23 protein-coding genes are annotated in these 23,263 nt (G+C 68.0%); 12 read left to right on the forward strand and 11 right to left on the reverse strand.

Annotated elements, in window-relative coordinates:
• Positions 1-15: 15 nt before the first annotated feature.
• From FBZ89_RS02085 to FBZ89_RS02100, 4 genes are read right to left on the reverse strand one after another with little or no spacing between them, the layout of a single operon-like run.
• The gene (locus tag FBZ89_RS02085) at positions 16-492 is read right to left on the reverse strand and encodes a DoxX family protein (RefSeq protein ID WP_145748364.1); all 477 of its coding nucleotides are present in this window, start codon (positions 490-492) and stop codon (positions 16-18) included.
• Entirely contained in the window at positions 489-1,235 is a 747-nt protein-coding gene (locus FBZ89_RS02090; protein WP_145748365.1) for an HvfC/BufC N-terminal domain-containing protein, read from the reverse strand. Before FBZ89_RS02090 ends, FBZ89_RS02085 begins: the two co-directional genes overlap by 4 nt.
• Positions 1,219-2,079 carry an MNIO family bufferin maturase gene (gene bufB / locus FBZ89_RS02095; RefSeq protein WP_145748366.1) on the reverse strand — a complete coding sequence of 287 codons (861 nt, stop codon included), beginning with the start codon at positions 2,077-2,079 and terminating at the stop codon, positions 1,219-1,221. Before bufB ends, FBZ89_RS02090 begins: the two co-directional genes overlap by 17 nt.
• Positions 2,080-2,112: 33 nt before the next feature.
• Positions 2,113-2,385 (reverse strand): BufA1 family periplasmic bufferin-type metallophore, encoded by a 273-nt coding sequence (locus tag FBZ89_RS02100; RefSeq protein ID WP_088874274.1) that lies wholly within the window; start codon positions 2,383-2,385, stop codon positions 2,113-2,115.
• Positions 2,386-2,611: 226 nt separating this feature from the next.
• On the opposite strand from FBZ89_RS02100, the gene FBZ89_RS02105 reads away from it, so the two are divergent.
• Positions 2,612-3,958 carry an amidase gene (locus FBZ89_RS02105; protein ID WP_186457144.1) on the forward strand — a complete coding sequence of 449 codons (1,347 nt, stop codon included), beginning with the start codon at positions 2,612-2,614 and terminating at the stop codon, positions 3,956-3,958.
• On the opposite strand, the gene FBZ89_RS02110 is transcribed toward FBZ89_RS02105, so the two are convergent.
• A complete protein-coding gene (locus FBZ89_RS02110) occupies positions 3,955-4,149 on the reverse strand; it encodes a hypothetical protein (protein WP_145748368.1) in 195 nt (64 codons plus the stop codon). The two genes, FBZ89_RS02105 and FBZ89_RS02110, sit on opposite strands and share 4 nt — an antisense overlap.
• 211 nt (positions 4,150-4,360) lie before the next feature.
• On the opposite strand from FBZ89_RS02110, the gene FBZ89_RS02115 reads away from it, so the two are divergent.
• Positions 4,361-5,797 (forward strand): M20/M25/M40 family metallo-hydrolase, encoded by a 1,437-nt coding sequence (locus FBZ89_RS02115; RefSeq protein ID WP_145748369.1) that lies wholly within the window; start codon positions 4,361-4,363, stop codon positions 5,795-5,797.
• A 14-nt stretch (positions 5,798-5,811) separates the two neighbouring features.
• Entirely contained in the window at positions 5,812-7,119 is a 1,308-nt protein-coding gene (locus FBZ89_RS02120; protein WP_145748370.1) for an MFS transporter, read from the forward strand.
• 105 nt (positions 7,120-7,224) lie between these two features.
• Here the strand turns inward: FBZ89_RS02120 and FBZ89_RS02125 are convergent, their stop codons facing one another.
• Positions 7,225-7,530: a hypothetical protein gene (locus FBZ89_RS02125; RefSeq protein WP_040846122.1), complete on the reverse strand. Its 306-nt coding sequence runs from the start codon at positions 7,528-7,530 to the stop codon at positions 7,225-7,227.
• 427 nt (positions 7,531-7,957) lie between these two features.
• Here FBZ89_RS02125 and FBZ89_RS02130 point away from each other — a divergent pair, with 427 nt between their 5' ends.
• A complete protein-coding gene (locus FBZ89_RS02130; RefSeq protein ID WP_145748371.1) occupies positions 7,958-9,034 on the forward strand; it encodes a YyaL domain-containing protein in 1,077 nt (358 codons plus the stop codon).
• Between the two features lie 15 nt (positions 9,035-9,049).
• Here FBZ89_RS02130 and FBZ89_RS02135 read toward each other — a convergent pair whose 3' ends face one another.
• Positions 9,050-9,280 (reverse strand): hypothetical protein, encoded by a 231-nt coding sequence (locus FBZ89_RS02135; RefSeq protein WP_145612381.1) that lies wholly within the window; start codon positions 9,278-9,280, stop codon positions 9,050-9,052.
• 411 nt (positions 9,281-9,691) lie between these two features.
• On the opposite strand from FBZ89_RS02135, the gene rfbB reads away from it, so the two are divergent.
• The 3 genes from rfbB to rfbA are packed head-to-tail and all read left to right on the forward strand — an operon-like array spanning position 9,692 to position 12,610.
• A complete protein-coding gene (gene rfbB / locus FBZ89_RS02140; protein ID WP_145748372.1) occupies positions 9,692-10,762 on the forward strand; it encodes a dTDP-glucose 4,6-dehydratase in 1,071 nt (356 codons plus the stop codon).
• An 11-nt stretch (positions 10,763-10,773) separates the two neighbouring features.
• Positions 10,774-11,667 carry a dTDP-4-dehydrorhamnose reductase gene (rfbD, locus tag FBZ89_RS02145; protein WP_145748373.1) on the forward strand — a complete coding sequence of 298 codons (894 nt, stop codon included), beginning with the start codon at positions 10,774-10,776 and terminating at the stop codon, positions 11,665-11,667.
• 58 nt (positions 11,668-11,725) lie between these two features.
• Positions 11,726-12,610, forward strand: coding sequence for a glucose-1-phosphate thymidylyltransferase RfbA (gene rfbA / locus FBZ89_RS02150; RefSeq protein ID WP_145748374.1), 885 nt, complete (start codon positions 11,726-11,728; stop codon positions 12,608-12,610).
• A gap of 242 nt (positions 12,611-12,852) precedes the next feature.
• Here the strand turns inward: rfbA and FBZ89_RS02155 are convergent, their stop codons facing one another.
• Entirely contained in the window at positions 12,853-13,641 is a 789-nt protein-coding gene (locus tag FBZ89_RS02155; protein ID WP_145748375.1) for a helix-turn-helix transcriptional regulator, read from the reverse strand.
• A 195-nt stretch (positions 13,642-13,836) separates the two neighbouring features.
• Between FBZ89_RS02155 and FBZ89_RS02160 the strand changes: the two genes are divergently transcribed.
• Positions 13,837-14,184 (forward strand): ribbon-helix-helix domain-containing protein, encoded by a 348-nt coding sequence (locus FBZ89_RS02160; RefSeq protein WP_186457145.1) that lies wholly within the window; start codon positions 13,837-13,839, stop codon positions 14,182-14,184.
• Between the two features lie 169 nt (positions 14,185-14,353).
• On the forward strand, positions 14,354-15,850 hold the full coding sequence (locus FBZ89_RS31365; protein ID WP_246171989.1) for a methyl-accepting chemotaxis protein: 1,497 nt from the start codon (positions 14,354-14,356) through the stop codon (positions 15,848-15,850).
• A 73-nt stretch (positions 15,851-15,923) separates the two neighbouring features.
• Here the strand turns inward: FBZ89_RS31365 and FBZ89_RS02170 are convergent, their stop codons facing one another.
• Genes FBZ89_RS02170 through dctP form a run of 3 tightly spaced genes read right to left on the reverse strand, consistent with a single transcriptional unit; the run spans position 15,924 to position 18,956 of the window.
• On the reverse strand, positions 15,924-17,270 hold the full coding sequence (locus FBZ89_RS02170) for a TRAP transporter large permease (protein ID WP_145748377.1): 1,347 nt from the start codon (positions 17,268-17,270) through the stop codon (positions 15,924-15,926).
• Positions 17,257-17,838 (reverse strand): TRAP transporter small permease, encoded by a 582-nt coding sequence (locus tag FBZ89_RS02175; RefSeq protein ID WP_145748378.1) that lies wholly within the window; start codon positions 17,836-17,838, stop codon positions 17,257-17,259. The genes FBZ89_RS02170 and FBZ89_RS02175 overlap by 14 nt, the downstream gene beginning before the upstream one ends.
• Entirely contained in the window at positions 17,835-18,956 is a 1,122-nt protein-coding gene (gene dctP / locus FBZ89_RS02180; RefSeq protein WP_246171990.1) for a TRAP transporter substrate-binding protein DctP, read from the reverse strand. Before dctP ends, FBZ89_RS02175 begins: the two co-directional genes overlap by 4 nt.
• A 386-nt stretch (positions 18,957-19,342) precedes the next feature.
• Between dctP and FBZ89_RS02185 the strand changes: the two genes are divergently transcribed.
• The 3 genes from FBZ89_RS02185 to FBZ89_RS02195 all read left to right on the forward strand — a co-directional run bounded on the left by FBZ89_RS02185 (position 19,343) and on the right by FBZ89_RS02195 (position 23,253).
• Positions 19,343-20,062: a GntR family transcriptional regulator gene (locus FBZ89_RS02185; protein ID WP_145748379.1), complete on the forward strand. Its 720-nt coding sequence runs from the start codon at positions 19,343-19,345 to the stop codon at positions 20,060-20,062.
• 93 nt (positions 20,063-20,155) lie between these two features.
• Positions 20,156-21,661, forward strand: a complete 1,506-nt coding sequence (locus FBZ89_RS02190) for a malonyl-CoA decarboxylase (RefSeq protein ID WP_145748380.1) — start codon at positions 20,156-20,158, stop codon at positions 21,659-21,661.
• Between the two features lie 50 nt (positions 21,662-21,711).
• Positions 21,712-23,253, forward strand: a complete 1,542-nt coding sequence (locus tag FBZ89_RS02195) for a malonate--CoA ligase (protein ID WP_145748486.1) — start codon at positions 21,712-21,714, stop codon at positions 23,251-23,253.
• Positions 23,254-23,263: the final 10 nt, after the last annotated feature.

The raw sequence follows: 23,263 nt of genomic DNA on the forward strand, positions 1-23,263 counted from the left end.
GGGCAGGGGTGCTGGCTACTCGAACCGGCGGCGGATCAGATGGTCCAGCGACAGGGCGCCGGGGCCGCGCAGGATGATGGGCACCAGCACCGCCGACCACAGCAGATGGTCGGGCCAGCTTTCGGGATAGACGAAGATCTCGATCACCATCGTCATGCCGAACAGGGCGCCGGCCGACAGGCGCGACGCCAGGCCGACGACCAGCAACACGGCGCACAGGTTTTCCGTGATGCTGGCCAGCACGGCCGCCACCTCCGGCGGGACCAGGGGCACCTTGTACTCATCCCGGAACAGGTCGAACGTGGTGTCGTTGATGTGGAAGCCCGTCACCTTGGTCTGACCGGACCGCCAGAAGACGGTGGCGGCCGCCAGGCGCCACAGCAGGGCGTCCAGCCCCCGGGGAAACCGCTCCAGCCGGTGGATGAGGGCCAGCGCCAGGACGATGGGCGCGGGCTTGCCGGGCGCGGTGGTGGGCGTCGGGGGCAGGGTCATGGCAGTTCCACTCCGGTGAAGACCTGCGCCGCCAGCAGGCCGGTTAATTCGTGTTCCAGATTGAAGCCCGCGTCCAGGGCCAGTGCGTTGTCCCAGGCGCTGCCCAGAGGCAAACCGGCGCCCAGGGCCATCAGCAGGGCGAAGGCGCCGGGCCCGAGGCGGATCAGCAGCACCTCGGCCGCCGGTCGCACCACCAGCAGGTGGGTGTCGCCGTCGGTGTCCAGGTCCACCGCCGCGTCGGCGGCGTCCGGCTGGTTGGCCCGCCAGATGCGGTCCACCGGCCAGGGGCTGGTGACGAAGCGATGACTGGGGTGCAGGCGCCAGACGGCGTCCTCCACCGCGTCGCCCAGGGTGGCCAGGGTGGCCAGGGTGCTCGCGTCCAGGGGGGCCGCCTCCGCCGCGTGGTAGGCATGGGTCCAGGCGGCCTCCAGCCGGGCGACATCGGCCAGGTAGGGCAGCTGCCGCGCCACCTCCTGCCCGGTCAGCCACGCGGGGAAGCCCGTGCCGTATCGAAGCAACGGCGCCTCGTAAGGCGGTTCATGGCGGATATAGGCCTGGGCCAGGCCGATGAAACAGGCTTCGCCCACCAGGCGGTGGCTGACGGGGAAGCCGGCGGCCAGGACCGCCGCCAGGCCGCCCAGGGTGTTGTCGCGGTGCAGGCCGGCGTTGGGCAGGGGTGGGGTGCCGGCGGCGGCCAGCACCCAGTCGCGCATGTCGCGCTGGCGCTCAAGCAGCGTGGGCATGGGCCGCTTCCTTGTCTAAAACGGCGTCCGACAGGCCTGCGGCGATGCCGTCCGCGATGGCGGCCTCGGCCAGCAATTCGGCCAGGGGCGGGATGTTGGCGTCCCGCTCCACCAGGGTGGGGACGGGACCGAAGCGGTTCAGCGCCTGGCGGTACAGGTCCCAGACGGCGGCCGCGACGGGGGCGCCGTGGGTGTCCAGCAGCACGGCGCGGCCCTCATGCTCGACGGGTTCATGCCCCGCCACGTGGATTTCGCCCACGGCGCCGGTGGGCAGGGCGGCCAGGTAGGCCCCCGCGTCCAGCCCGACATTGTGGGCGCTGACGTGGATGTTGTTCACATCCAGCAGGATGCCGCAGCCGGTACGGCGGGCCAGTTCCGCCAGGAAGGCGGCCTCGTCCCAATCGCTTTCCGGGAAGGCCATGTAGCTGGACGGGTTCTCGACCAGGATGCGGCGGCGCAGGGCCGTTTGCGTCTGGTCGATGTGATCGGCCACCAGGGACAGGCTGGCGTCGGTATAGGGAATGGGCAGCAGGTCGTTGAGATAGGTGCTGTCGATGCGGCACCAGGCCAGATGCTCCGACACCAATTCCGGCTGATAGCGATCCACCAGGGCCGCCAAATCGGCCAGGTGATCGGTGTCCAGCGGCTCCGCCCCGCCCAGGGACAGGCCGACGCCGTGGATGGACACCGGATACGTCTCGCGCAACGCGGCCAGCCAGCGGTGCGCCGGGCCGCCGGCCCCCATGTAGTTCTCGGCGTGCACTTCAAGAAAGCGCAGGGAGGGGCGGCGGGCCAACAGCTCGGCCGTATGGCGGGCCTTCAGGCCGATACCGGTGATGCCCATGACGGCTCCCTCCCTGGCTTCTGGTATTAAGGCTTACTTCTTGGCGGGTTCGGTGCTGCCGCCCGAGATCTTGGCGCAGGTGCCGGCCGGCACGGCGATGAAGGCGCCGGGGTCGCGATCCTTGGTGGCATGGCCGGCGCAGGAGTTGCTGTCGGTCTTGCAGTCGTTGTGGCCGGCCTTCACGACGCCGTAGCACTTCTCCATGTCGGCGGCCTTGGCCGGGGCGGCGGCCAGGGTGGCACCGGCGACGGCGGTGGCGACGATCAGGCCCAGGCCCAGGCGGCGGGAAACGGTGGTGGTCTGCATTTTGAAATCCCCTCAGGTTTGGTGGGTGGTTGCGATGGGCTGACGCTAACCCCGCACCCCTGGCGTTGTGAAATGCAGGGGGGATATGAATTCGATAGCGGCCGGATATGGCGTCCGGTTGTCGCACCTCTTGCCGGGTTGCCCTCTTGCCAGGTTGTGGCTGGGACCGTCCCCGTGCCAGGATCCGGCCGGCCCCGAAAAACGCCCCTTCCGAAGGCGCCGTCCCATGGATCTCACCACCGCCCTCGCCGCCCTGAAGGACGGCACCCTGACCGCCCGTGACCTGGCCGAGGCCTGCATCGCCGCCCGGGCGGAGCGGCCCGACGCCCGCGACAATCCCTATGTCGCCTTCAGCGCCGGCCTGCTGCGCGCCCAGGCGGATGCCGCCGACGCCCGCCGCCGGGCGGGCCACCCCCTGGGCGATTTCGACGGCATTCCCCTGTCGCTGAAGGATAATTACGGTACCGGAACGGTGTGTGGCGGCACGTGGCCGGTATTTGCCGGCTCCCCCCGCCGCCTGCCGCCGATGTGGAACCAGCCGGGCGGCGTGGTCGGCCGCCTGCTGGCCCAGGGCGCGGTCGTCACCGGCAAGACCCGCATGGTGGAATTCGCCTTCGGCGGCCTGGGGGCCAACGGCCACTGGGGCACGCCGCGCAACCCCTGGGACCGTGATCACCACCGCGTGCCCGGTGGGTCCAGCACCGGCGCGCCGCTCAGCCTGCATGAGGGGTCCGCCCTGCTGGCGCTGGGCACCGACACGGCAGGGTCGGTACGCATCCCGGCGGCCTGGAACGGCCTTTATGGCTACAAAAGCGCGCGGGGACACCTGGCGACCGATGGCATCGTGCCGCTGTCGCCCCGCCTGGACACCGTGGGCATCCTGGCGCTGACGGCAGATGACCTGGCCCAGGGCTATCGCCTGTTGACCGGCACCCCCATCGATCCGCTGATGGACCCTGGCGTCATCCGTATCGGCCGCGCGCCGGACACGCTGTGGCAGGACTGCAGCCCCGGCGTGGTCGCGGCGGTGGACACCGCGCTGGAGCGACTGACCGGCCTGTTCCGACCGGTCGACAGCGTGACCATCCCGGAATTGGACGAGGCCCTGGCCCTGTTCCGCCGGGGCGGCCTGGCGGGGGCGGAGATTTATGGCTTCCTCAGCCAGGAACTGCCGGCCTGGCTGCCCAGCCTGGACGCCTATGTCGGCCCCCGCATCCGCGCATCGGCCGACGTGCTGGATTGTGACGCGCGCGTCGCCTTCCTCGACCGTTTCGCCAATGGCGTGCAGGCCCTGTTCCACGATGTCGATGTGGTGGCCCTGCCTACGGTGGCCATCACCCCGCCGCTGCTGGCCGACCTGGCGGAGCCGCCCGCCTATGGCCGCGCCAACCTGATGGCCCTGCGCAACTGCTGCGTCGCCAACCTGGGGGACATGGCGGCCGTCACCCTGCCGGTCGGCACGGACGATGCCGGTTGCCCTGTGGGCCTGCAATTGCTGGCCCCGCGCGGCGCTGACGCCCGCCTGCTGGCCATCGCCCAGGCGGCGGCGGGATACCTGGCGGGGGAGGATTAAGCGCGTCGCCCGGTGGTCCGCAGCCGCCGGACAAGGGGGGCGATGAAGTCGTCGATCAGCACATACAGGCCGAAGGCCAACAAGAAGCCGCCCATGAAAAAACCACGCCAGAAAATGGCGTGGTGGGACAGAATCTGCCGGTCGACGATGTACCCCCCACCCCCTATCATCACCACCATGACAATGAACAAGGTGGCTTTCCGTATCCATCCGCCCATCGCGGTCCTGCCCCTTTGGCGTTGCTCTGCAGTACAGTAGCACAAGTCAACCGGGCAAGGCATGGCAGGACTGCCGCTTGCGACGGCGCGAGCTGTGTACCGGCCCTTGCCTGGGGCGGGACGCTACAGCATCGTGGCGCCATAAGATTCCGGCAGTTCAGTCACCAAATCATAGGGAGGCCCCATGCCCCAACGCCCTCGGTCCGTGCGTTCGCTGTCCGTCCTGCTGCTGGCCGGGGCGGCGCTCCATGGTGCCGGGGCTTGGGCCAAGCCCGCCAAACCCGACGCCCCCATGGCCGAGGCGGCCGCCGTCGGGCCCGTTGACGACCACCCGGTGCTGCGGGAGATCGCGGCCCAGGTCGACCCGGCACAGCTGCACGCCACGATCGAAAAGCTGGTGTCCTTCGGCACCCGCCACACCCTGTCCGACACCATGTCGCCTGACCGGGGCATCGGCGCCGCCCGCGCCTGGGTCAAAAGCCGGTTCGAGGCCATCTCCAAGGACTGTGGCGGCTGCCTGACCGTGGTGACGCCGGCGCAGACCGTGTCGGGCAAGCGCGTGCCCAACCCGACGGAGGTGATGGACGTGGTGGCCGTGCTGAAGGGCACGGAGGAACCGCAACGGGTCATCGTCATTGCCGGCCACCTGGACAGCCGCGTGACGGATGTCATGAACGCGACCGCCGACGCGCCGGGGGCCAACGACGACGCCTCCGGCGTGGCGGCGGCCATCGAGGCGGCCCGTGTGCTGTCCCATCACAAGTTCCGCGCCACCTTGGTGTTCTCGGCCCTGTCGGGTGAGGAACAGGGCCTGCTGGGCGGCAAGGTGCTGGCCGACTACGCCAAGGAGCAGGGCTGGCTGGTGGAGGCCGACCTCAACAACGACATCGTCGGCAACACCCAGGGCGAGGACGGCGTGGTGGACAACACCCATGTCCGCGTCTTTTCCGAAGGCACCAAGGCGGTGGAGACGGTGAAGCAGGCCAACCAGCGCCGCTATTCCGGGGGCGAGGTCGACAGCCCCTCGCGCAACCTGGCGCGCTACATGGCCGGCATATCCTCCCGCTACCTGGATAATTTCAGCGTGCGCATGGTCTATCGCACTGACCGCTTTGGCCGCGGCGGCGACCAGGTGCCGTTCCTCGAGGCCGGCTTCCCCGCCGTGCGGGTGACTGAGGCGCATGAGAACTACACCCGCCAGCATCAGGACCTGCGCACCGAGGGCGGCGTGCGTTATGGCGACACCATCGATGGTGTCGACTTCCCCTATTTGGCCCAGGTGACCCGCCTGAACGCCCTGACCATGGCCAGCCTGGCCTGGGCCCCGGCCCCACCCGGCGACGTGAAGGTCGAGGGCGCCCTGAAGCACGATACCACGCTGAGCTGGAGCAAGGTTCCGGGCGCCGTGGGCTACCGGGCCTGGTGGCGCGACACCCTGGCGCCCACCTGGCAGCATGACCGCTGGGCCGGGGACGCCACCACCGTGGCCCTGCCCAATGTCGTCATCGACGACTGGTTCTTCGGTGTCGCCGCCGTCTCCAAAGATGGCTATGCCAGCCCGGTTGTCTATCCCGGCCCCGCCGGATCCTTCGCCGCCGTGCCCGACCCCGCCGGCCCGTAAGCAGCAGAGACGTAATGAGCAGCCCCCCTTCCAACGCCACCGCCCCCAACCCCACGCCCCAGGATGGGCCGGCCCGCAAGGGCTGGGGCGGCGCTCTGCGCCACCCGGCCTTCCTGCGCTATTGGCTGGCCCGCATCCTGTCCATGGGCGCCCTGCAGATCCAGGCGGTGGCCGCCGGCTGGGCCATCTACGACCGCACCGGCAGCACCATGAACCTGGGCCTGATCGGCCTGGCGCAGTTCCTGCCCTCCGTCGGCCTGGTGCTGGTCACCGGCCATGCCGCCGACCGGCTGGACCGCCGCCTGATCATCACCATCTGCGTGGGCGTGGAGGCCGCGGCCATGGCCATGACCGGGGTGGTGCTGGCATCACCCGACCTGCCGGTATGGCTGGTCTATGCCGCCGTCATGCTGTTCGGCGCCGCCCGTGCGTTCGAGGCGCCGGCCTCCTCCGCCCTGCTGCCCAACCTGGTGCCCAAGGCCGACTTCCCCAACGCGGTGGCCATCAGCTCATCCGCCATGCAGGTGGCGGGCGTGCTGGGGCCGGCGCTGGGCGGTGTGCTCTATGCCGGCCTGCATGACTGGGTGTTCGGCGTGGGCGCCGGCTTCCTGGTGCTGGCCGGCCTGATCGTGATCGGCATATCCGCGCCATCGCGCGCCGTGACCCGCGCCCCGGTCAGCTGGGATGGCATCCTGGGCGGCGTCCGCTATATCCGCCGGCAGCCCATCGTGCTGGGCGCCATCTCGCTGGACCTGTTCGCGGTGCTGCTGGGCGGCGCCACCGCCCTGCTGCCGGCCCTGGCGCGGGACCAGTTCTCCGCCGACGCCGGTCTCTTGGGCCTCACGGGGCCCATGCTGCTGGGCGTCATGCGCGGTGCGCCGGGGGCAGGCGCCATCCTGGTGGGCCTGACCTTGGCCGCCTGGCCGTTGAAGCGCCGGGTGGGGCCCATCATGCTGGCCTGCGTCGGCGTGTTCGGCCTGGCCACCATCGTCTTCGGCCTCACCCGTTCCCCGGCCATCGCCTTGCTCAGCCTGCTGGTCATGGGGGCGGTCGACATGGTCAGCGTCTTCGTGCGCCAGACCCTGGTGCAGCTGGGCACGCCTGATGAGATGCGCGGCCGGGTCAGTGCCGTCAGCGGCCTGTTCATCGGCGCGTCCAACCAGCTGGGCGAATTCGAGTCCGGCCTGACGGCGTCCTGGCTGGGAACGGAATTGGCGGTGGTGGTGGGCGGCATCGGCACGGTGGCGGTGGTGGCGCTGTGGTGCGTGCTGTTCCCGGCCCTGCGGCGGGCGGACAAGCTGGACTGGTCCACCGCCACCTGACTGCGGGGCCTAAAAAAAGGCCAATAAAAGAAGCCAATAAAAAAGGAAGGATGGCAGCGGGTCCATCCTTCCTTTTCTGAAATCAAGTGCTGAGCGCGCGGACAATCAGCCCTTGGCCTTGAAAGCACGCAGCTGCTTGTTGAACTCGTTCGCGATGGTCTGCATCTGATCGACGGCGGCGTTGTACTTGGCGGAGCCGGCGGCCTTGTCATTCTCCAGGCACTTCAGGAAGTCCTGCATGTCCGCCATGTAGCCCTTCACCGAGGCGCTGGCGCTGGTCATCTGCTCGGTGGTGGCGCCGGCGCCATCGGGGATGGACGGCGGGTTGGCGTGCGTGCTGCACTCGGCCAGCGCGGGGCCGGCGACAAAAAGGGAAACGGTGGCCAAAATGCCCAGGAACTTCGTGTTCATCGCTGATCTCTCTTCTCTGCTGCCCCGGTGGTCCGCCATTCTTTGCCGCGTAGCACAAGGGGGTGTTGGACCCAATGCCTTATGCTGCACCTGCGACGGCGGCCAATTGTTTACGGGCGGTTTATTAGCAAAACCTTACCAAGATGAAAACAAGTCCCGCATGCATCGTTGGGCTGCGTTGCACGCGGGGTTGTGGAACCGGTGAGGTGTATATTTGGACCACCTACTGCCCCGCCACCATCATTCCGACAAACTATGAGAATATATCTGTCGTTTGTTTTGGGAAATTATCATGCATTTTAGGAAAATTGCCCTGGCGACGATCTATTTTTGCTTGGCAAGCCCCTTGGGGCCGGCTGCTGCGCAGACCTGTGTTGCATTGCAGCATGCCGTACGGGGCGCTGCGCCCGGATCGGCCCCCCGTTTCGTGGGCAGCTACCCCGGCGACACCCATCCCGCCCTGGCGCACAGCGCGTTCACCTATGACAACGCCCTGACCACCATCGCCTTGGTGGCATGCGGCCATGTCGAGGACGCCCGCCTTGTTGGCGACGCCCTGGCGCGGGCGGCCACCACTGACCGGACCTTCAAGGACGGGCGGGTCCGCAATGCCTACCGCGCCGGTGCCGCCGCCAGCCCCCCCCTGCCGCCAGGCTGGTGGGATGACAAGGCCGGCCAGTGGGCGGAGGACGGCTATCAGGACGGCAGCGCCACGGGAAACGTGATTTGGGCGGCGCTGGCCCTGCTGACGCTGCACGAGGCGACAGGCGAGGAGGGCTATCGTGACCGCGCCGCCGGCCTGATGCGCTGGGTGGCGGACTTGATGGCGGATCCCGCCCAGCCGGGCGGGTTCATCGGCGGGCTGGATGGCTTCGATCCCGCCCAACAGCGCCTGAATTACAAGGCGACGGAACACAACATTGACGCGGCGGCGGCCTTCACCTGGCTGGCGCGCTTGACGGGCGACGCCGACTGGACCCGTCACGCCGCCCTGGCGCGCGGCTTCGTGGCGGCGGCCTGGGACGGGACGGAAGGGCGTTTCCGCATCGGCACCAAGCCGGATGGCCGCACTTGGGCACCCGGGGCGGCGCTGGACATACAGTTGTGGGCGCATCTGGGCATCGGGGATGCGCCGGCCGATTGGCGCCGGTCGCTGGCCTGGGCGGAGGCGCACCACGCCACCGCCGGCGGCTTCGACTTCAATGACGACCGCGACGGCGTCTGGATCGAAGGTACGGCGCAGGCGGCCCTTACCTACAAGATGCTGGGCCAGCCGGACAAGGCGGCGGCGGCCCTGGCCACCGTCCAGGCGGCCAGGGACCCGGGCGGGCTGCTCTACGCCACCGCCGCCGGCACGGTCAGCACCGGCCTGGCGGTGGGCCCAAGCTCAACCACGGACGACTTCCGCTATTACCACCAGCCCCATCTGGGCGCCACGGCCTGGGCCGCCCTGGCGGAGACGGGCTGGAACCCCTTCACCGGGCGGCGTGTGGGAAAGCGCTGAGCGGTGACGGCCGCGTTAGCGGCGCACCAGGGCGGCACCCATCAGCACCACGCCCAGGATCAGCGCGGCGGGGCCGACGAAGGGGGGGACGACGTGGGTGTTCTCTTCCTTCGCGGTGACCTTCAGGTCGCCGATCTTGGCCAGTTCCTTGGTGTCCTTGGTGGTGAACATGGGCACGGCCAGGGCCAGCACGCCCAGAACCACGATAACGGCGCCGGTGATCAATAGTCCGCTCTTGCCAGCCATTTCTCTCTCCGTTCTCAGGTCCGCTTGATCATATGATGCCCTGTATTGACGGGCGTTTTTTCGTCCTCAACAGTATCGTATCCGGCGCATTCGTCACGGTTGCTTTGGTCGTACATCAATATCCTGGCCGCGGCTGTCTCTGATTTATGACGCAGACCTATAGCGTAGGCTTGCGAGCAGTTGTTTATTCGCGTTGCCCTAGGTTAATAGCGAAGGGGTGTACGACCTGCGGCCGGACGACCCTACTTTTGGCGGGACGTCGCGGATGCTCTGTCGGCTCGCCGTGCCGGAACGATAAAGACATACGTCACCGGGTTTGCTTTTGGCCGGGACGGAGTTGTATTTTCGGGCGCATTGTTCAGACCTGCCGCCCGGGGATGGCAGGACGAGGGTCTTCAAGGAGTTTGGCGCGTGAAGATAATGGTGACGGGTGCGGCCGGTTTTATTGGGTCCGCGGTGTGCCGCCTGTTGGCGTCCGAAGGGCAGGACGATCTGGTGTGCGTGGACAAGCTGACCTACGCGGCCAGCCTGGAAGCCATCGGTGAGGTTCTGGCCGGCGGCCGTGCCGTCCTGGAAAAGGCCGACGTCGCCGATGTCGAGGCCATGCGCGACATCTTCAAGCGCCACCAGCCGGACGCCGTGATGCACCTGGCGGCGGAAAGTCATGTCGACCGCTCGATCGAAGGGTCGGGCGTCTTCATCCGCACCAACATCAACGGCACTCACGTGATGCTGGAAACGGCGCGCGAGTACTGGCAGGCCCTGCCGGAGGAGCGCAAGGCCGCCTTCCGCTTCCACCACATCTCCACCGACGAGGTCTATGGCTCGCTGGGTGAGGAGGGGCTGTTCCGTGAGGACACGGCCTATTCGCCCAACTCGCCCTATTCCGCCAGCAAGGCGGCGTCGGACCATCTGGTCAACGCCTGGTACCACACCTATGGCCTGCCGACGCTGCTCAGCAATTGCTCCAACAACTACGGCCCTTTCCACTTCCCGGAAAAGCTCATCCCGCTGATGATCCTGAACGGGATGGAGGGCAAGAAGCTGCCGGTCTATGGCAAGGGCGACAACGTCCGCGACTGGCTGTTCGTGGAGGACCATGCCCGCGCCCTGGTGCTGATCATGCGCAAGGGTGTGCCGGGTGAGCGCTACAACGTCGGCGGCAACGCCGAACAGCGCAACCTGTACGTGGTGGAAACCATCTGCGACCTGCTGGACGAGCGCCTGCCCAGCAGCACCAAGCGCCGCGATCTCATCACCTTCGTGACCGATCGTCCGGGCCACGACCAGCGCTACGCCATCGATGCCTCTAAGATCAAGCGCGAGCTGGGGTGGGAACCGTCGGTGACGTTCGAGGAAGGCATCCGCCGCACGGTCGATTGGTACCTGGCGAACCGCTGGTGGTGGGAACCCATCCGCGAGGCCAAGTATTCCGGCCAGCGCCTGGGCGTGACCGCCCCCGCCGCCGCTGCCGTCGGCTGAGGGGACCGTTCATGACGGGAGAGAGCGTGGGGACCGTTCGGGTATTGCTGCTGGGCGGGGCCGGCCAGGTGGGCTTGGCCTTCCAGCGCGCGGTGCCTGCCCATTGGCAAGTCTCGGCCCCGGGCCGCGAGGCGTTGGACATCGCCAACGCCGATGCTGTCCAGGGGGCGGTGTCGGCCGCCGATCTGGTGGTGAACTGCGCCGCCTACACGGCCGTGGACAAGGCCGAGGGCGAGGTCGATGCGGCCTATGCCGCCAACCGTGACGGCCCGGCGGCGCTGGCCCGCGCCTGCGCCGTGCGCGACACCCCCCTGCTGCACCTGTCGACGGATTACGTCTTCGACGGCACCAAGGTGGGCCCGTACGTGGAAACCGACCCCGTCGGTCCCGTCAGCGTCTACGGCGCCTCGAAAGAGGCGGGCGAGGAGGCGGTGCGGGCAACTTTGCCGGCCCATGTCATCCTGCGCACGGCCTGGGTGTACGGCCCCGACCGCGCCAATTTCCTGAGGACCATGTTGCGCCTGGGCGCGGAGCGGGAAGAACTGCGCGTGGTGGCGGATCAGCACGGCTGTCCCACGGCGGCGGCGGACATCGCCGACGCCCTGGTGGCGGTGGGCAACCGCATCCTGGACGGCCAGCGCGACGGTTTCGGCACCTATCACCTGTGCGGCACCGGCGCCACCACCTGGCACGGCTTCGCGGCGGAGATTTTCGCCCAGGCCCAGGCGCGGGGCGCCAAGGTGCCGCGCTTGGTGGCGATCGGCACGGCGGACTATCCCACCCCGGCCAGGCGGCCGGCCAATTCGGTGTTGGACTGCGCACTGCTGGAACAGGTCTTCGGCTGGCGGGCGCCGGCCTGGCAGGACAGCCTGGCCCGCAGCCTGGACGTCCTGCTGCCGGCCTGATCCTGGCGCCGCAACTGCGGATTTTCCTTTAACCTTATAAGATGCAAGGCTTATTCAAATGAAGGGCATCATCCTCGCGGGCGGTTCCGGCACCCGGTTGCACCCCCTGACCAAGAGTGTCAGCAAGCAGTTGCTGCCCATCTATGACAAGCCGATGGTCTATTACCCGCTGTCGGTCCTGATGCTGGCCGGCATCCGCGACATCCTGCTGATCAGCACGCCGGACCACCTGCCCCTGTTCCAGGATTTGCTGGGCGATGGCGCGCCCTGGGGCATCAGCCTGTCCTACGCCGAGCAGGCGGCGCCCAACGGCCTGGCGGAGGCCTTCATCATCGGCCGGGACTTCATTGGCAACGACCCCTGCGCCCTGGTGCTGGGCGACAACATCTTCTACGGCCAGGGCTTGAGCGCCCAGGCCCAGAAGGCCGCCTCGGTGAGGGATGGCGCCACCGTTTTCGCCTATTGGGTCGAGGATCCTCACCGCTATGGCGTGGTGGAATTCGACGAGCAGGGTCGCGCCATCAGCATCGTGGAAAAGCCGAAGGAGCCCAAGTCCAACTGGGCTGTGACCGGCCTGTACTTCTACGACAACCGAGTGGTGGACATCGCCCGCGAGATCAAGCCCTCGCCCCGCGGCGAACTGGAGATCACCGACGTCAACAACGTCTATCTGCAGCAAGGCGACCTGCTGGTGGAACGCCTAGGCCGCGGCACCGCGTGGCTGGACACCGGCACCCATGATTCGCTGCTGGAGGCGGCGGAGTTCGTGCGCACCATCGAGCACCGCCAGGGACTGAAGATCGGCTGTCCCGAGGAAATCGCCCTCGAACTCGGCTTCGTGGATGAAGAGGCCGTGCTGTCCCAGGCCCGGGCCTACAAGAACAGCCCCTACGGCCAGTACCTGCAGCGCCTGGTCAGCCGTCGCCGCGCGTCGCAGTTCTGAGGTCCCTCAGTGTGAAGGGTGCCGGCTGTCCCCCGGCGCCCTTTTCCGGGCTCGCGACCGCGAGCCCCGCAGCGAGCACCGTAGGGCGGAGCGAGGATAGCCGAGGCCGCGGATGCGGCCGCTGGCGCCTGAAGCCGAATTAAGGCCACTAGGCTCGCGACCGCGAGCCCCGCAGCGAGCACCGTAGGGCGGAGCGAGGATAGCCGAGGCCGCGGATGCGGCCGCTGGCGCCTGAAGCCAAGTTAAGGATAAATCAGGCCCATCTGAATGGCCTTGGCCACGGCGTGGATCTTGGAGTAGCAGCCCAGCTTTTCCAGTGCGTTCTGCAGGTGGAAGGTCACGGTGCGGCCAGAGACGCCGATGATCTCGCCCGTTTCCTCCACCGTCTTGCCCCGGCTGGCCCATACCAGGGCCTCCTGTTCACGCTGGGTCAGTGTCGGCGGCGGGGCGACGGGTGTCAGGCGCATGCTGACCACCCGTTCATGGAAATAAAGGGCACTGAGGCGCAGCCACGCCGGCGCGGAATCCGGGCTGATCAGCCCCTCCGGCTTTTGCGTCCAGAACAGGCTGACCACCGCCGAGGCCAGCCGGCCCTGCGGGTCGACCGTGTGGGTGGGAATGACATAACCCTGGGTGTAGCCGTGATCGGCGGCTGAGGTCATGACGGCGATGGCGCGCTGGGCATCCTGCTTGGCCCGGCCGCGCGCCGGCAGATCCAGCTTGGAGGGCGCTTGCAGGCTGGCATGGAACTCCGGCACGTCGGCCCAAGTCAGGGGGGCGGCCTGTCGCTTCGCCATCGCCATCAGCGGATCGTGGCTCATATACCCTTCGGACAGATAGGTGTGGAGAAAATCCTCCCGCACCGTCGTGCGCACGAAAAGGTCCGGTTCGCCCGGCGCCGGGCCCGGGCGGCTGTCGATGTAGCTGACAGCGGCGTAGCCGAGGTCCCGGGCCAACTGACTGAATGTATTGAATAAATCATCAGGATTGTCGGGCTGGCCCAACCGGTTCAGGGCTTCGTCCAGGATCATGGGAAAGCGTCCAAGGGGCCCGGGAGGGGCGCGCGATTGACGGGTTGGGGCACCTCTTTCGCGTCAAAGGCGCCTAACCCTGTATGAGTCTACAGTTATGTAACTACATTTCCCCCGCTTTGATAAGGACCGCCATCACACCCCCGGATAATGCGCTCCGGTAGCGCTTCCGGATCCTTGTCTCGGAGCATGGACATGACCGTTCTGACCAGCCATCGCCTTCCGTTTCCGGTTCTGGCCGCCGTGCATCAGGCGACGGCGCCGCGGTCCCTGGTGCCGCGCAGCGTCCGCGTGGGCAGCCGCCGCACCTCCATGCGGCTGGAACCGCAGTTCTGGACCGGCCTGGACCTGCTGGCCCGCCAGGAAGGCTGCCAGATCGCCGAGCTGCTGGACGTGATCGACCGCTCGCGTGATGCCGAGACCAGCCTGTCCAGCGCCGTGCGCGTGGTCGTGGTCAGCTATTTCCAGTGGCTGGCGTCGGTGGAGACCTTGGCGACCCCCGTGCAGGCGCCGCAGCAGAACCTGAGCCAGGCGTTCTTCTGATCGCCGCTTCCCGCGCCATGGGTTGATGCCAGGCCATCGGGCCCCAATGGGCGCCCCCAATGAGGGGGCCTCAGTGGGGCCCCGCTTCATTGCACATTAGTGATCCAAGTCAAGGCGAGGCATACCGGGAACGATTATCTGAGAAAACCTTTTCCGGGAGATTGGCCTCATGCCTGCCGCATCGCTTGCCTCTGCTGCAAATCTGTCGCCCTTGGACCGTGTCCGCCGCACCACCACGCTGTTGGTGCTGACGTTGCTGGTGGCGCAGATTTTCGTTCTTCTGGCTGCCCAACTGGTGGTTCTGGGCGGGTTCGACTGGCGCCAGCCGGCGGCGACGCTGCTGGTCGTGGTGGCGGCGGCGGGCGCCTGGGCGACCTTGCCGCCCCCGGCCAGCCGCCTGGTGCTGGCCGCCTGCCTGCCCCTGGCCGGCGCCCTGTCCATTTGGGCCTTCGCCGGCAACGCGTGGCAGACGGGCATGCAGGTCTATGTCTACATCCTGGTCGCCGTGTCCGCCGGCTTTTGCGACGGGCGCACGCTGGCGGCATCCGCGGCGGCCGTGGCGATGTTCTTCATTGTCGGCGGGCTGACGGTTCCGGAGTCGGCGGGTGTCCGCGGTGGGGAATACCTGCGCATTCTGATGTACGTCTGGCTGGTGGTGTTCGAGGGTGCCCTGCTGGCCTGGCTGGCCCAGACCATGGCCCGGTCCTTCCAGCGGTCGGACGAGGCCCTGGCCGACGCCCGCCAGGCGCATGAGGAACTGGCCCAGGCGACATCCGCGCGCGAGGCCATGGCCGCCCAGGCGCGGGACGAACGCAACCGCCTGATGCTGGCCCTGGCCCGGCGCCTGGAAAGCGATGTCGGCGGCCTGGCCGGCGAGGTGGCGGGGGCGGCCACCGACGCCCGCGGCTGTGCCGACGATCTGCGCGCCCTGGTGCGGCGCGGGTCGGACAACGCCGGCGCCATCGCCGCCTCGGGCGGGGACGCGCTGGACAGCGCTGCGCAGGTGGCGGACGCGGCCTCGCAGTTGTCCGAGGCCATCGCCGAAATCAGCAGCCAGGTCACCCGCTCGTCCGGCGTGACGCGCGAGGCGGCGGAGCGGGCGCGCTCCGCCCAGGCCATCATCAACGGCTTGTCGGAAGCGGCCTCCAGCATCGGCAGCGTGCTGGCCACCATCAGCGAGATCGCGGAACGCACCAACCTGCTGGCGTTGAACGCCACCATCGAGGCGGCGCGCGCCGGCGTGGCGGGCAAGGGCTTTGCCGTCGTGGCATCGGAGGTGAAGAACCTGGCCGGCCAGACCGGCCTGGCGACCTCGGAGGTGGCGCAGAAGGTGGCCGCCATCCGCGACAGCACGCATGAGGCGGCGGAGGCCATCGAATCCATCGCCACCGTCATCTTCGACGTGGACGCCGCCACCTCTGCCATCGCGGCGGCGGTGGAGGAACAGGATGCCGCCACGAAGGAGATCGCCCGCAGCGCCGCCGAGGCGGTGCAGAGCGCCGGTGCCGCCGCCCGGGGCTGTGAGGAGACGCTGTCGGCCTGGACCGACACCAACGGCTCCGCCGACGGCATCGCCGACCTGTCCAAGCTGCTGTCCGGCCGGGTGGAAAAGCTGCAGACCGTCGTGGACGGCGTGGTCGCCGAGATTCGCACCGACGCGGCCTGATACGGAGGCCAGATCCGGAAAAGAGGCAGGGGGTGGCCCTGGCGGGACCGCCCCCTTCCTCCTGGCGGCTGGTTCACCCGGCGTAAACGGCGGCGGGCAGCCAGGTGGCGAGGCCCGGCACGACGCACAGCGCCAGGATGGACACCAGCATCAGGCCCACGAAGGGCAGCACGCCCATCACCACGTCGCGCAGGGGAATGTCCGGCGCGATGTTCTTGATGACGAAGATGTTCAGGCCCACCGGCGGGTGGATCAGGCCCATCTCCATGACGATGGACATGATGATGCCGAACCAGATCAGGTCGAACCCGGCGGCCTTCAGCGGCGGCAGGATGACGGGCGCCGTCATCAGGATGATGCTGACCGGCGGCAGGAAAAAGCCCAGCACCACCACCAGCGCCAGGATGGCGGCCAGCAGCACCCACTTCGACAGGTGCATGCCCACGATCCACTCCGCCGCGCCCTGGCTGATGTGCAGGTAGCTCATCACGTAGGAATACAGCAGCGACATGCCGATGATCATCATCAGCATGGTGGACTCCCGCAGGGTGGACATCAGGATGGGGCCCATCTGCCCCGGTCGCCAGATACGGTAGATGCCGGCCACCATCACCAGCGCCAGGACAGCGCCCAGGCCCGCCGTTTCCGAGGGGGTGGCGATGCCACCGTACAGCGCGAACATGACGCCGATCAGCAGGATGACGAAGGGCAGCACGCGCGGAATGGCGGCGAAGCGTTCGCGCGCCGTGAAGGTGTCGGTGCGCAGCAGCTCCGACCACGTCCCGCCCTGGGCGTAGGCCGCCGTGGCCGCCGCCTTTTCCTGGCGATAGCGCGCCACGGCGTAGATGGCGAACAGCACCACCATCAGCACGCCCGGCCCGATCCCGGCCAGGAACAGGCGGCCCAGCGACTGTTCCGCCGCGACGGCATAGAGGATCAGGGTGATTGAGGGCGGCAGCAGGATGCCCAGGGTGCCGCCGGCGGCGATGATGCCGGCGGCGAAGCCGGGGGAATAGCCGCGGCGGCGCATCTCGGGAATGCCGGCGCTGCCGATGGCGGAACAGGTGGCGGGGCTGCTGCCGGCCATGGCGGCGAACAGGGCGCAGGCGAAGACGTTGGCCACGCCCAGGCCGCCCGGCACCCGGCCCATCCATACATGCAGGGCGGAATAAAGGTCGGAACCGGCGCGTGACCGGCCGATGGCGGCACCCTTCAGGATGAACAGGGGGATGGTCAGCATGGTGATGCTGGCCATCTCCTCGTACACATTTTGGGTGACGGTATCCAGCGATGCCGCCGGCATAAAGAAGTACATGAAGACCACGGCGACGGCGCCCAGCGCGAAGGCGATGGGCAGGCCGGCGAACAGGGCCACCAGGGTGGCGCCGCCGTAGAGCAGGCCGATCTCAACCGTGCCCATGGGCATGTCCTTGGTTCGAAGCATCCACCGGATGGGGCGCCAGCAATTGCAGGGCGATCTGCAGGGTCAGCAGGGTCATGCCCGCCGACATGGCGAGGTAGGGAATCCACAGGGGCGGCGCCCAGGAGGAAAAGGTGGCGTACCCCTCCACCCAAGCCTCATGGCACAGCACCCAGGATTTCCAGGAGAAAAAGCCGCAGAACAGGAAGGAGATGAGATCCGCCACCCAGCGGCGCATGCGCTCCACGCCTGCGGGCAGCAGCCCGCCCACCGCCTCGATGGCGACATGGCCCCGGCGCGACTGGACATAGGCAGCGGACAGGAAGGTGGCGCCGACCAGAAGGAAAATGGCGGTCTCGTCCTGCCAGTCGGACGATTGGTGCAGGAAGTACCGTGCCAAGGCCTCTTCGGTCATGACGATGCCGGCGGCCACCACCGCCACCGCCGCGACGGTGGCGATGATGCGGTTGGTCCAGGCCAAGGCCATGCCCGTCCAGCGGATGGGGGCCGACGCTCCCCGGGGCAGGCGCGCAGCCCCTGGCCCCTTGTCAAGCTCGGCAGCCCTCATGCCACATCCTCGGCCAGCTTCAACAGCGCCGCGGCCTCGGCGGAACGGTCGGCGAAATCCTTCCAGGCGGTGTCGCGGGCGATGGCGCGCCACTCGCCCATCACCTTGTCGTCCATGTCGACGACTTTCAAGCCCGCCTTGGCGTAGATCTCAGCCACGCGCTGGTCGTCCTTCCTGGCTTCTTCCAGGCCGAAGGGCTCCAGCGACTCACCCACCGTCAGCAGGGCCTTCTGCTGGGCGGCGGGCAGGCCGTCGAACACGATCTTGGACATCATCAAGGGTTCCAGCATGTACCAGAAGCTTTTCTGCCGGGCGGCGGTCAGGCTCTTGCTTTGCTCTTCCAGCTTGAAGGAGATCAGGCTGGTGGAACTGGTCACGGCGGCGTCCAGGTTGCCGGTCTGCATACCGGCATAAATCTCGTTGGACGGAATGGAGGAGACGGCGGCGCCGGCCGCCTTGAACATCATGTCCATTTCCCGTGACCCGCCCCGGATCTTGATGCCCTTCACGTCGGCGGGATGCAGCACCGGCGTGCCGCGCGCGGCGACGCCGCCCGCCTGCCACACCCAGGTCAGGATTTTCACGCCCTTGGCCTCCAGCGCCTTGGTCAGCGCCTCGCCGATGGGCTTCTTCTTCCAGGCCAGGCCCTGCTCATACGTGGTCACCAGGCAGGGCATCAGGCCCAGGTTCATCTCCGGGACCTCGCCGCCGCCGTAGGGCATGGGATAAAGGGTGAAGTCCAAGGCACCCTTCCGCAGGGCCTGCAACTGCGCCACCGTCTTCATGAGGGAGGAGGCGGGGTAGACCTCGAACTTCAGGGCGCCCTTGGTCTCCGCCTCCACCTGCGCCGCGAACTTGCGGCACAGCCGGTCACGGAAATCGCCCTCCGTCAGCGTGCCGCCCGGGAACTGGTGGGAGATTTTCAAGGTGGTTTGGGCCTGGGCCAGGGTGGGGAGCAAGCCGCCGGCGCTCAGCACCGTGCCGCCCAGGGTCAGGGCGACGGGGCTGGCCGCCATGCCCCCCAGCAGGGCGCGGCGCGACAAGGCGATGTTGGACCTTTGATCGGTCGAGGTCTGATCGGTCGAAGTCTGATCGGTCGAAGTCTGATCGGTCGGCATGGGGGCGTGTTCCTCACCGTGGGCAGGCGCCGGTCTTCTTCTGGTCCGGCGTGGGGTTGGGCCTGAAGCGTCGGTTCTGACAAGGAAACAGATAAAGACGGGGCCGGATGTGGCGGTCCGCTCCAGCACTTGGGCGCCAACTCCGGCGCGCCATCCTCCCGGCTTCCGCAATTGCTCAGTAAATGCTGCAATGGCGAAATATGTGTTTATTTGCAGATGCTTGGGTAACGGAAGCATGTCAGAGCGACCCGGAGGCGTCAATCTCTGAAACGCAAGATTGTGTGTCTTGCATGCATGAAGATGACTGGTGTATGCGTAAAATCAGGCAAGGGGATGTCGGTCGTCGGCCGCCGATAACGCCTGCCCTGCCCCGGATGAGGTGACCCATGGCCCTTCCCGAAACCCGTTCCGAGCAATTGGCCCGCGCGCTGGAAGATGATATCTGCGCCGGCCGCGCCCTGCCGGGCATGCGGCTGGACGAACAGGTGCTGGCCCAGCGTTTCGGCACCTCGCGCACCCCGGTGCGGGAGGCGTTGAAGATGCTGGCGGCCCAGGGCTTCGTGGAAATCCGCCCGCGTCAGGGCGCCGTGGTGGTGGGCCTGGACGTGCGCCAGGTGCTTGAGCTGTTCGAGATCATGGCCGTGCTGGAGGGCTTGTGCGCCCGCCTGGCCGCCCGCCGCATGACGCCGGCGGAACGGGCGGATCTGATGGCCGTCCACGCCGAGTGCCAGCGCCTGGCGGCGGCCGGCGACCCCGACGTCTACTATGCCATGAACACCCGCTTTCACGAGGTGATCTACGCCGGCAGCCACAACCGCCAGCTGGAGGAAGAGACGCGGCGGGTGCGCAACCGGCTGTCCCCCTATCGCCGCAACCAGTTGCACCAACTGGGGCGTGTCGCGAAGTCGGTGCAGGAGCATGACGACGTGGTGCGCGCCTTGCTGGAGGGCGACCCCGATCGGGCGGAAAGCCTGATGCGGCGCCACATCGGCATCCAGGGCGACAGCCTGTCCGACTTCGTGTCCAACATGTCGACACCGCAGGCCGTGTCCAGCCCTCCGCCGGCCTTGGCGGGTACGCTCGGCCGGCCTACCATTGTGCGGTGACCGCTCGCCGCTATCTCACTCCGTGGTTCGCCCACCCCGGTTCGCCCATTCCAGTTTGCCCATTCCAGTTTGCAAGGCCATGAGGTCCAGCCCATGAGCAGCAGCACCTTCTTCCGGTCCCTGTTGACGACCATCGCCGATCGTGGCCGCGCCCTGGTGCGCCGTCACGGCCCCATGGTGGAGGATTTACTGGAGGACGCGGCCAAGCTGATGCCGCTGTCCGCCAAGGGGCAGCCCAAGCGCGACCTGCCCACCCTGTGCGACACCCTGCTGTCCGGCCGGGGTGAGGCCTCTGGCGTGGCGCTGGCGGGCCAGATTCTGGACCAGTGGGCGCGGCTGGACACCACGGGCCAGCGCGCCTTCCTGCTGGACTTGGCCTATCGTTTCGGGCCCGATCCAATCAAGCTGGACAAGGCGATTGACGCCTATCGCGCGGCGCCGGGCGCCGACACGGCGCTGGCCCTGCACAACGCGGCCGAGGCGCGGCGGCAGGAGCTGTTCCGCCGTCTGAACCTGGCCCCCGGTGGGACCGAGGCGGTGGTGCGCATGCGCGAGGCCCTGTTCCGGGTGATGGCCGACGCGCAGGGCGTGGAAAAGCAGGCGCTGGAGGCGGTGGACGCCGACTTTAGCCACCTGCTGGCCAGCTGGTTCAACCGCGGTTTCCTGGTGCTGCGCCACATCGACTGGACGACGCCGGCCAACATCCTGGAAAAGATCATCCGGTATGAGGCGGTGCACACCATCCGCGACTGGGACGACCTGCGACGCCGCCTGGCGCCGGCCGACCGCCGCTGCTTCTCCTTCTTCCATCCCCAGCTGCCCGACGACCCGCTGATCTTCGTGGAGGTGGCGCTGGCGCCGGACATCCCGGCCAGTATCGACGCCCTGCTGGCGGAAGGCCGCGCGCCCATGGCGGAGGAAGACGCGACCACCGCCGTATTCTATTCCATCTCCAACTGCCAGGAGGGGCTGCGCGGCGTTTCCTTCGGCAACTTCCTGATCAAGCAGGTGGTGGAGGATTTGCGGGGAGAACTGCCCAACCTGCGCACCTTCGTCACGCTGTCGCCCGTGCCGGCCTTCGCCAAATGGCTGGCGCGGGAGCGCGGGGACGAGGCGTCTGCCGTGCTGGCGCCGGCGGACAAGGCCATCCTGGCGGCGCTGGACCAGCCGGACTGGCAGCGCGATCCGGGCACCGCCGCCACCGTGTCGCCTGTGCTGCTGCAGGCGGCGGCGCACTATTTCCTGAAGGCCAAGTCCCGCGGCAACAAGCCGGTGGATCCGGTCGCCCGCTTCCACCTGGGCAATGGCGCCCGGCTGGAACGCCTGAACTTCCTGGGCGATTTGTCGCCCAAGGGCCTGACCCAATCGCATGGCCTGATGGTCAATTACCTCTATAAGCTGGACGACATCGAAACCAACCACGAGCGCTACGCCGACAAGGGGGAGGTGGTGGCCGCGGCGGCCGTCCGCCGCCACCTGAAGGCTGAGAGCGGCGCGGACGAACCCAAGCCGTCCAAGCCTGACCCCAGGCCTGGCAAGGACGGGGCGCCCAAGCGCGCCCGCCCCGCCGCCGATACCGCCCCGCCGCCTGTCGTTTAAGTCTCAATAATAACAACGCCCCAAGAAGACGCCGGAGAGTGAAGACCACCATGGCCAACCATCTCTTTTCCCTGATCCTGAGCCGCATGCCGGCGCCGGAGACGCCGTTCATCATCATTCCGGACGCCAAGGGCCAGCCCGAGCGGACCTTGACCTACGGCGACATGACGGCGTTGTCGGCGCGCATAGCCAATCTGCTGGTGGCCCGGGGGGTGAAGCCGGGCGACCGCGTGGCGGTGCAGGTGGAAAAGAGCGCCGAGGCCATCATGCTCTATCTCGCCTGCGTGCGGGCGGGCGCCATCTACCTCCCGCTGAACACCGGCTACACCCTGGCGGAACTTGACTATTTCATCGGCGACGCCACGCCCCACCTGGTGGTGTGCGATCCCGCCAAGGCGGGCCCCATGACGGAACTGGCCCACGCCAAGGGCGTGGCGGCGGTGGAAACGCTGGGGGGCCAGGGCGCGGCCGATGCCGGCACCCTGCTGGCGGCGGCGCTGGAACAGTCCAGCACCTTCGCGGACATCGACCGTGGCGCCGACGACCTGGCCGCCATCCTCTACACCTCAGGCACCACCGGCCGGTCCAAGGGCGCCATGCTCAGCCATGACAACCTGGCCTCCAACGCCCTGACCCTGGTGGACTATTGGCAGTTCACGGGCCGCGACGTGCTGCTGCACGCCCTGCCCATCTTCCACACCCACGGCCTGTTCGTGGCCACCAACACCCTGCTGCTGGCCGGCGGCACCATGATCTTCTTGGGCCGCTTCGATGCCGACGAGGTCATGCGCCAGTTGCCGCGCGCCACCACCATGATGGGCGTCCCCACCTTCTATGTCCGCCTGCTGCAGCATCCGGGCCTGACCAAGGAGGCGACGGCCCATATGCGGCTGTTCATCTCCGGCTCCGCCCCCTTGCTGGCCGAGACCCATGACAGCTGGCGCGCCCGCACCGGCCTGGCCATCCTGGAACGGTACGGCATGACCGAGACCAACATGAACACGTCCAACCCCTATGACGGTGACCGGGTGGCCGGCACCGTGGGCTTCCCCCTGCCGGGCGTGGCCCTGCGCGTGGTGGATCCGGAAACAGGGGCCGCCATTCCCCAGGGCGAGATCGGCATGATCGAGGTGCGCGGCCCCAACGTCTTCAAGGGCTATTGGCAGATGCCGGAAAAAACGGCGGCCGAGTTCCGGCCGGATGGCTTCTTCATCACCGGCGACCTGGGCAAGATCGACGCCCGGGGGTATGTCCACATCGTCGGACGGGGCAAGGACCTGGTCATCTCCGGCGGCTACAACGTCTATCCCAAGGAGATCGAGACAGAGATCGACGGCCTGCCCGGGGTGGTGGAAAGTGCCGTCATCGGCGTGCCGCATCCGGATTTCGGTGAAGGGGTGACGGCCGTGGTGGTGCGCGAAAAGGGGGCGGCCGTGGATGAGGCCGCCGTGCTGGCCGCCCTGGACGGCCGCCTGGCCAAGTTCAAGCAGCCCAAGCGCGTGCTGTTCGTGGACGACCTGCCGCGCAACACCATGGGCAAGGTGCAGAAGAACCTGCTGCGCCAGGAATACCAGGGGCTTTACAGGAAATAGCCCCTCGTCC

It is taken from the genome of Nitrospirillum amazonense (assembly GCF_007828045.1).
Lineage (GTDB): Bacteria > Pseudomonadota > Alphaproteobacteria > Azospirillales > Azospirillaceae > Nitrospirillum > Nitrospirillum amazonense_C.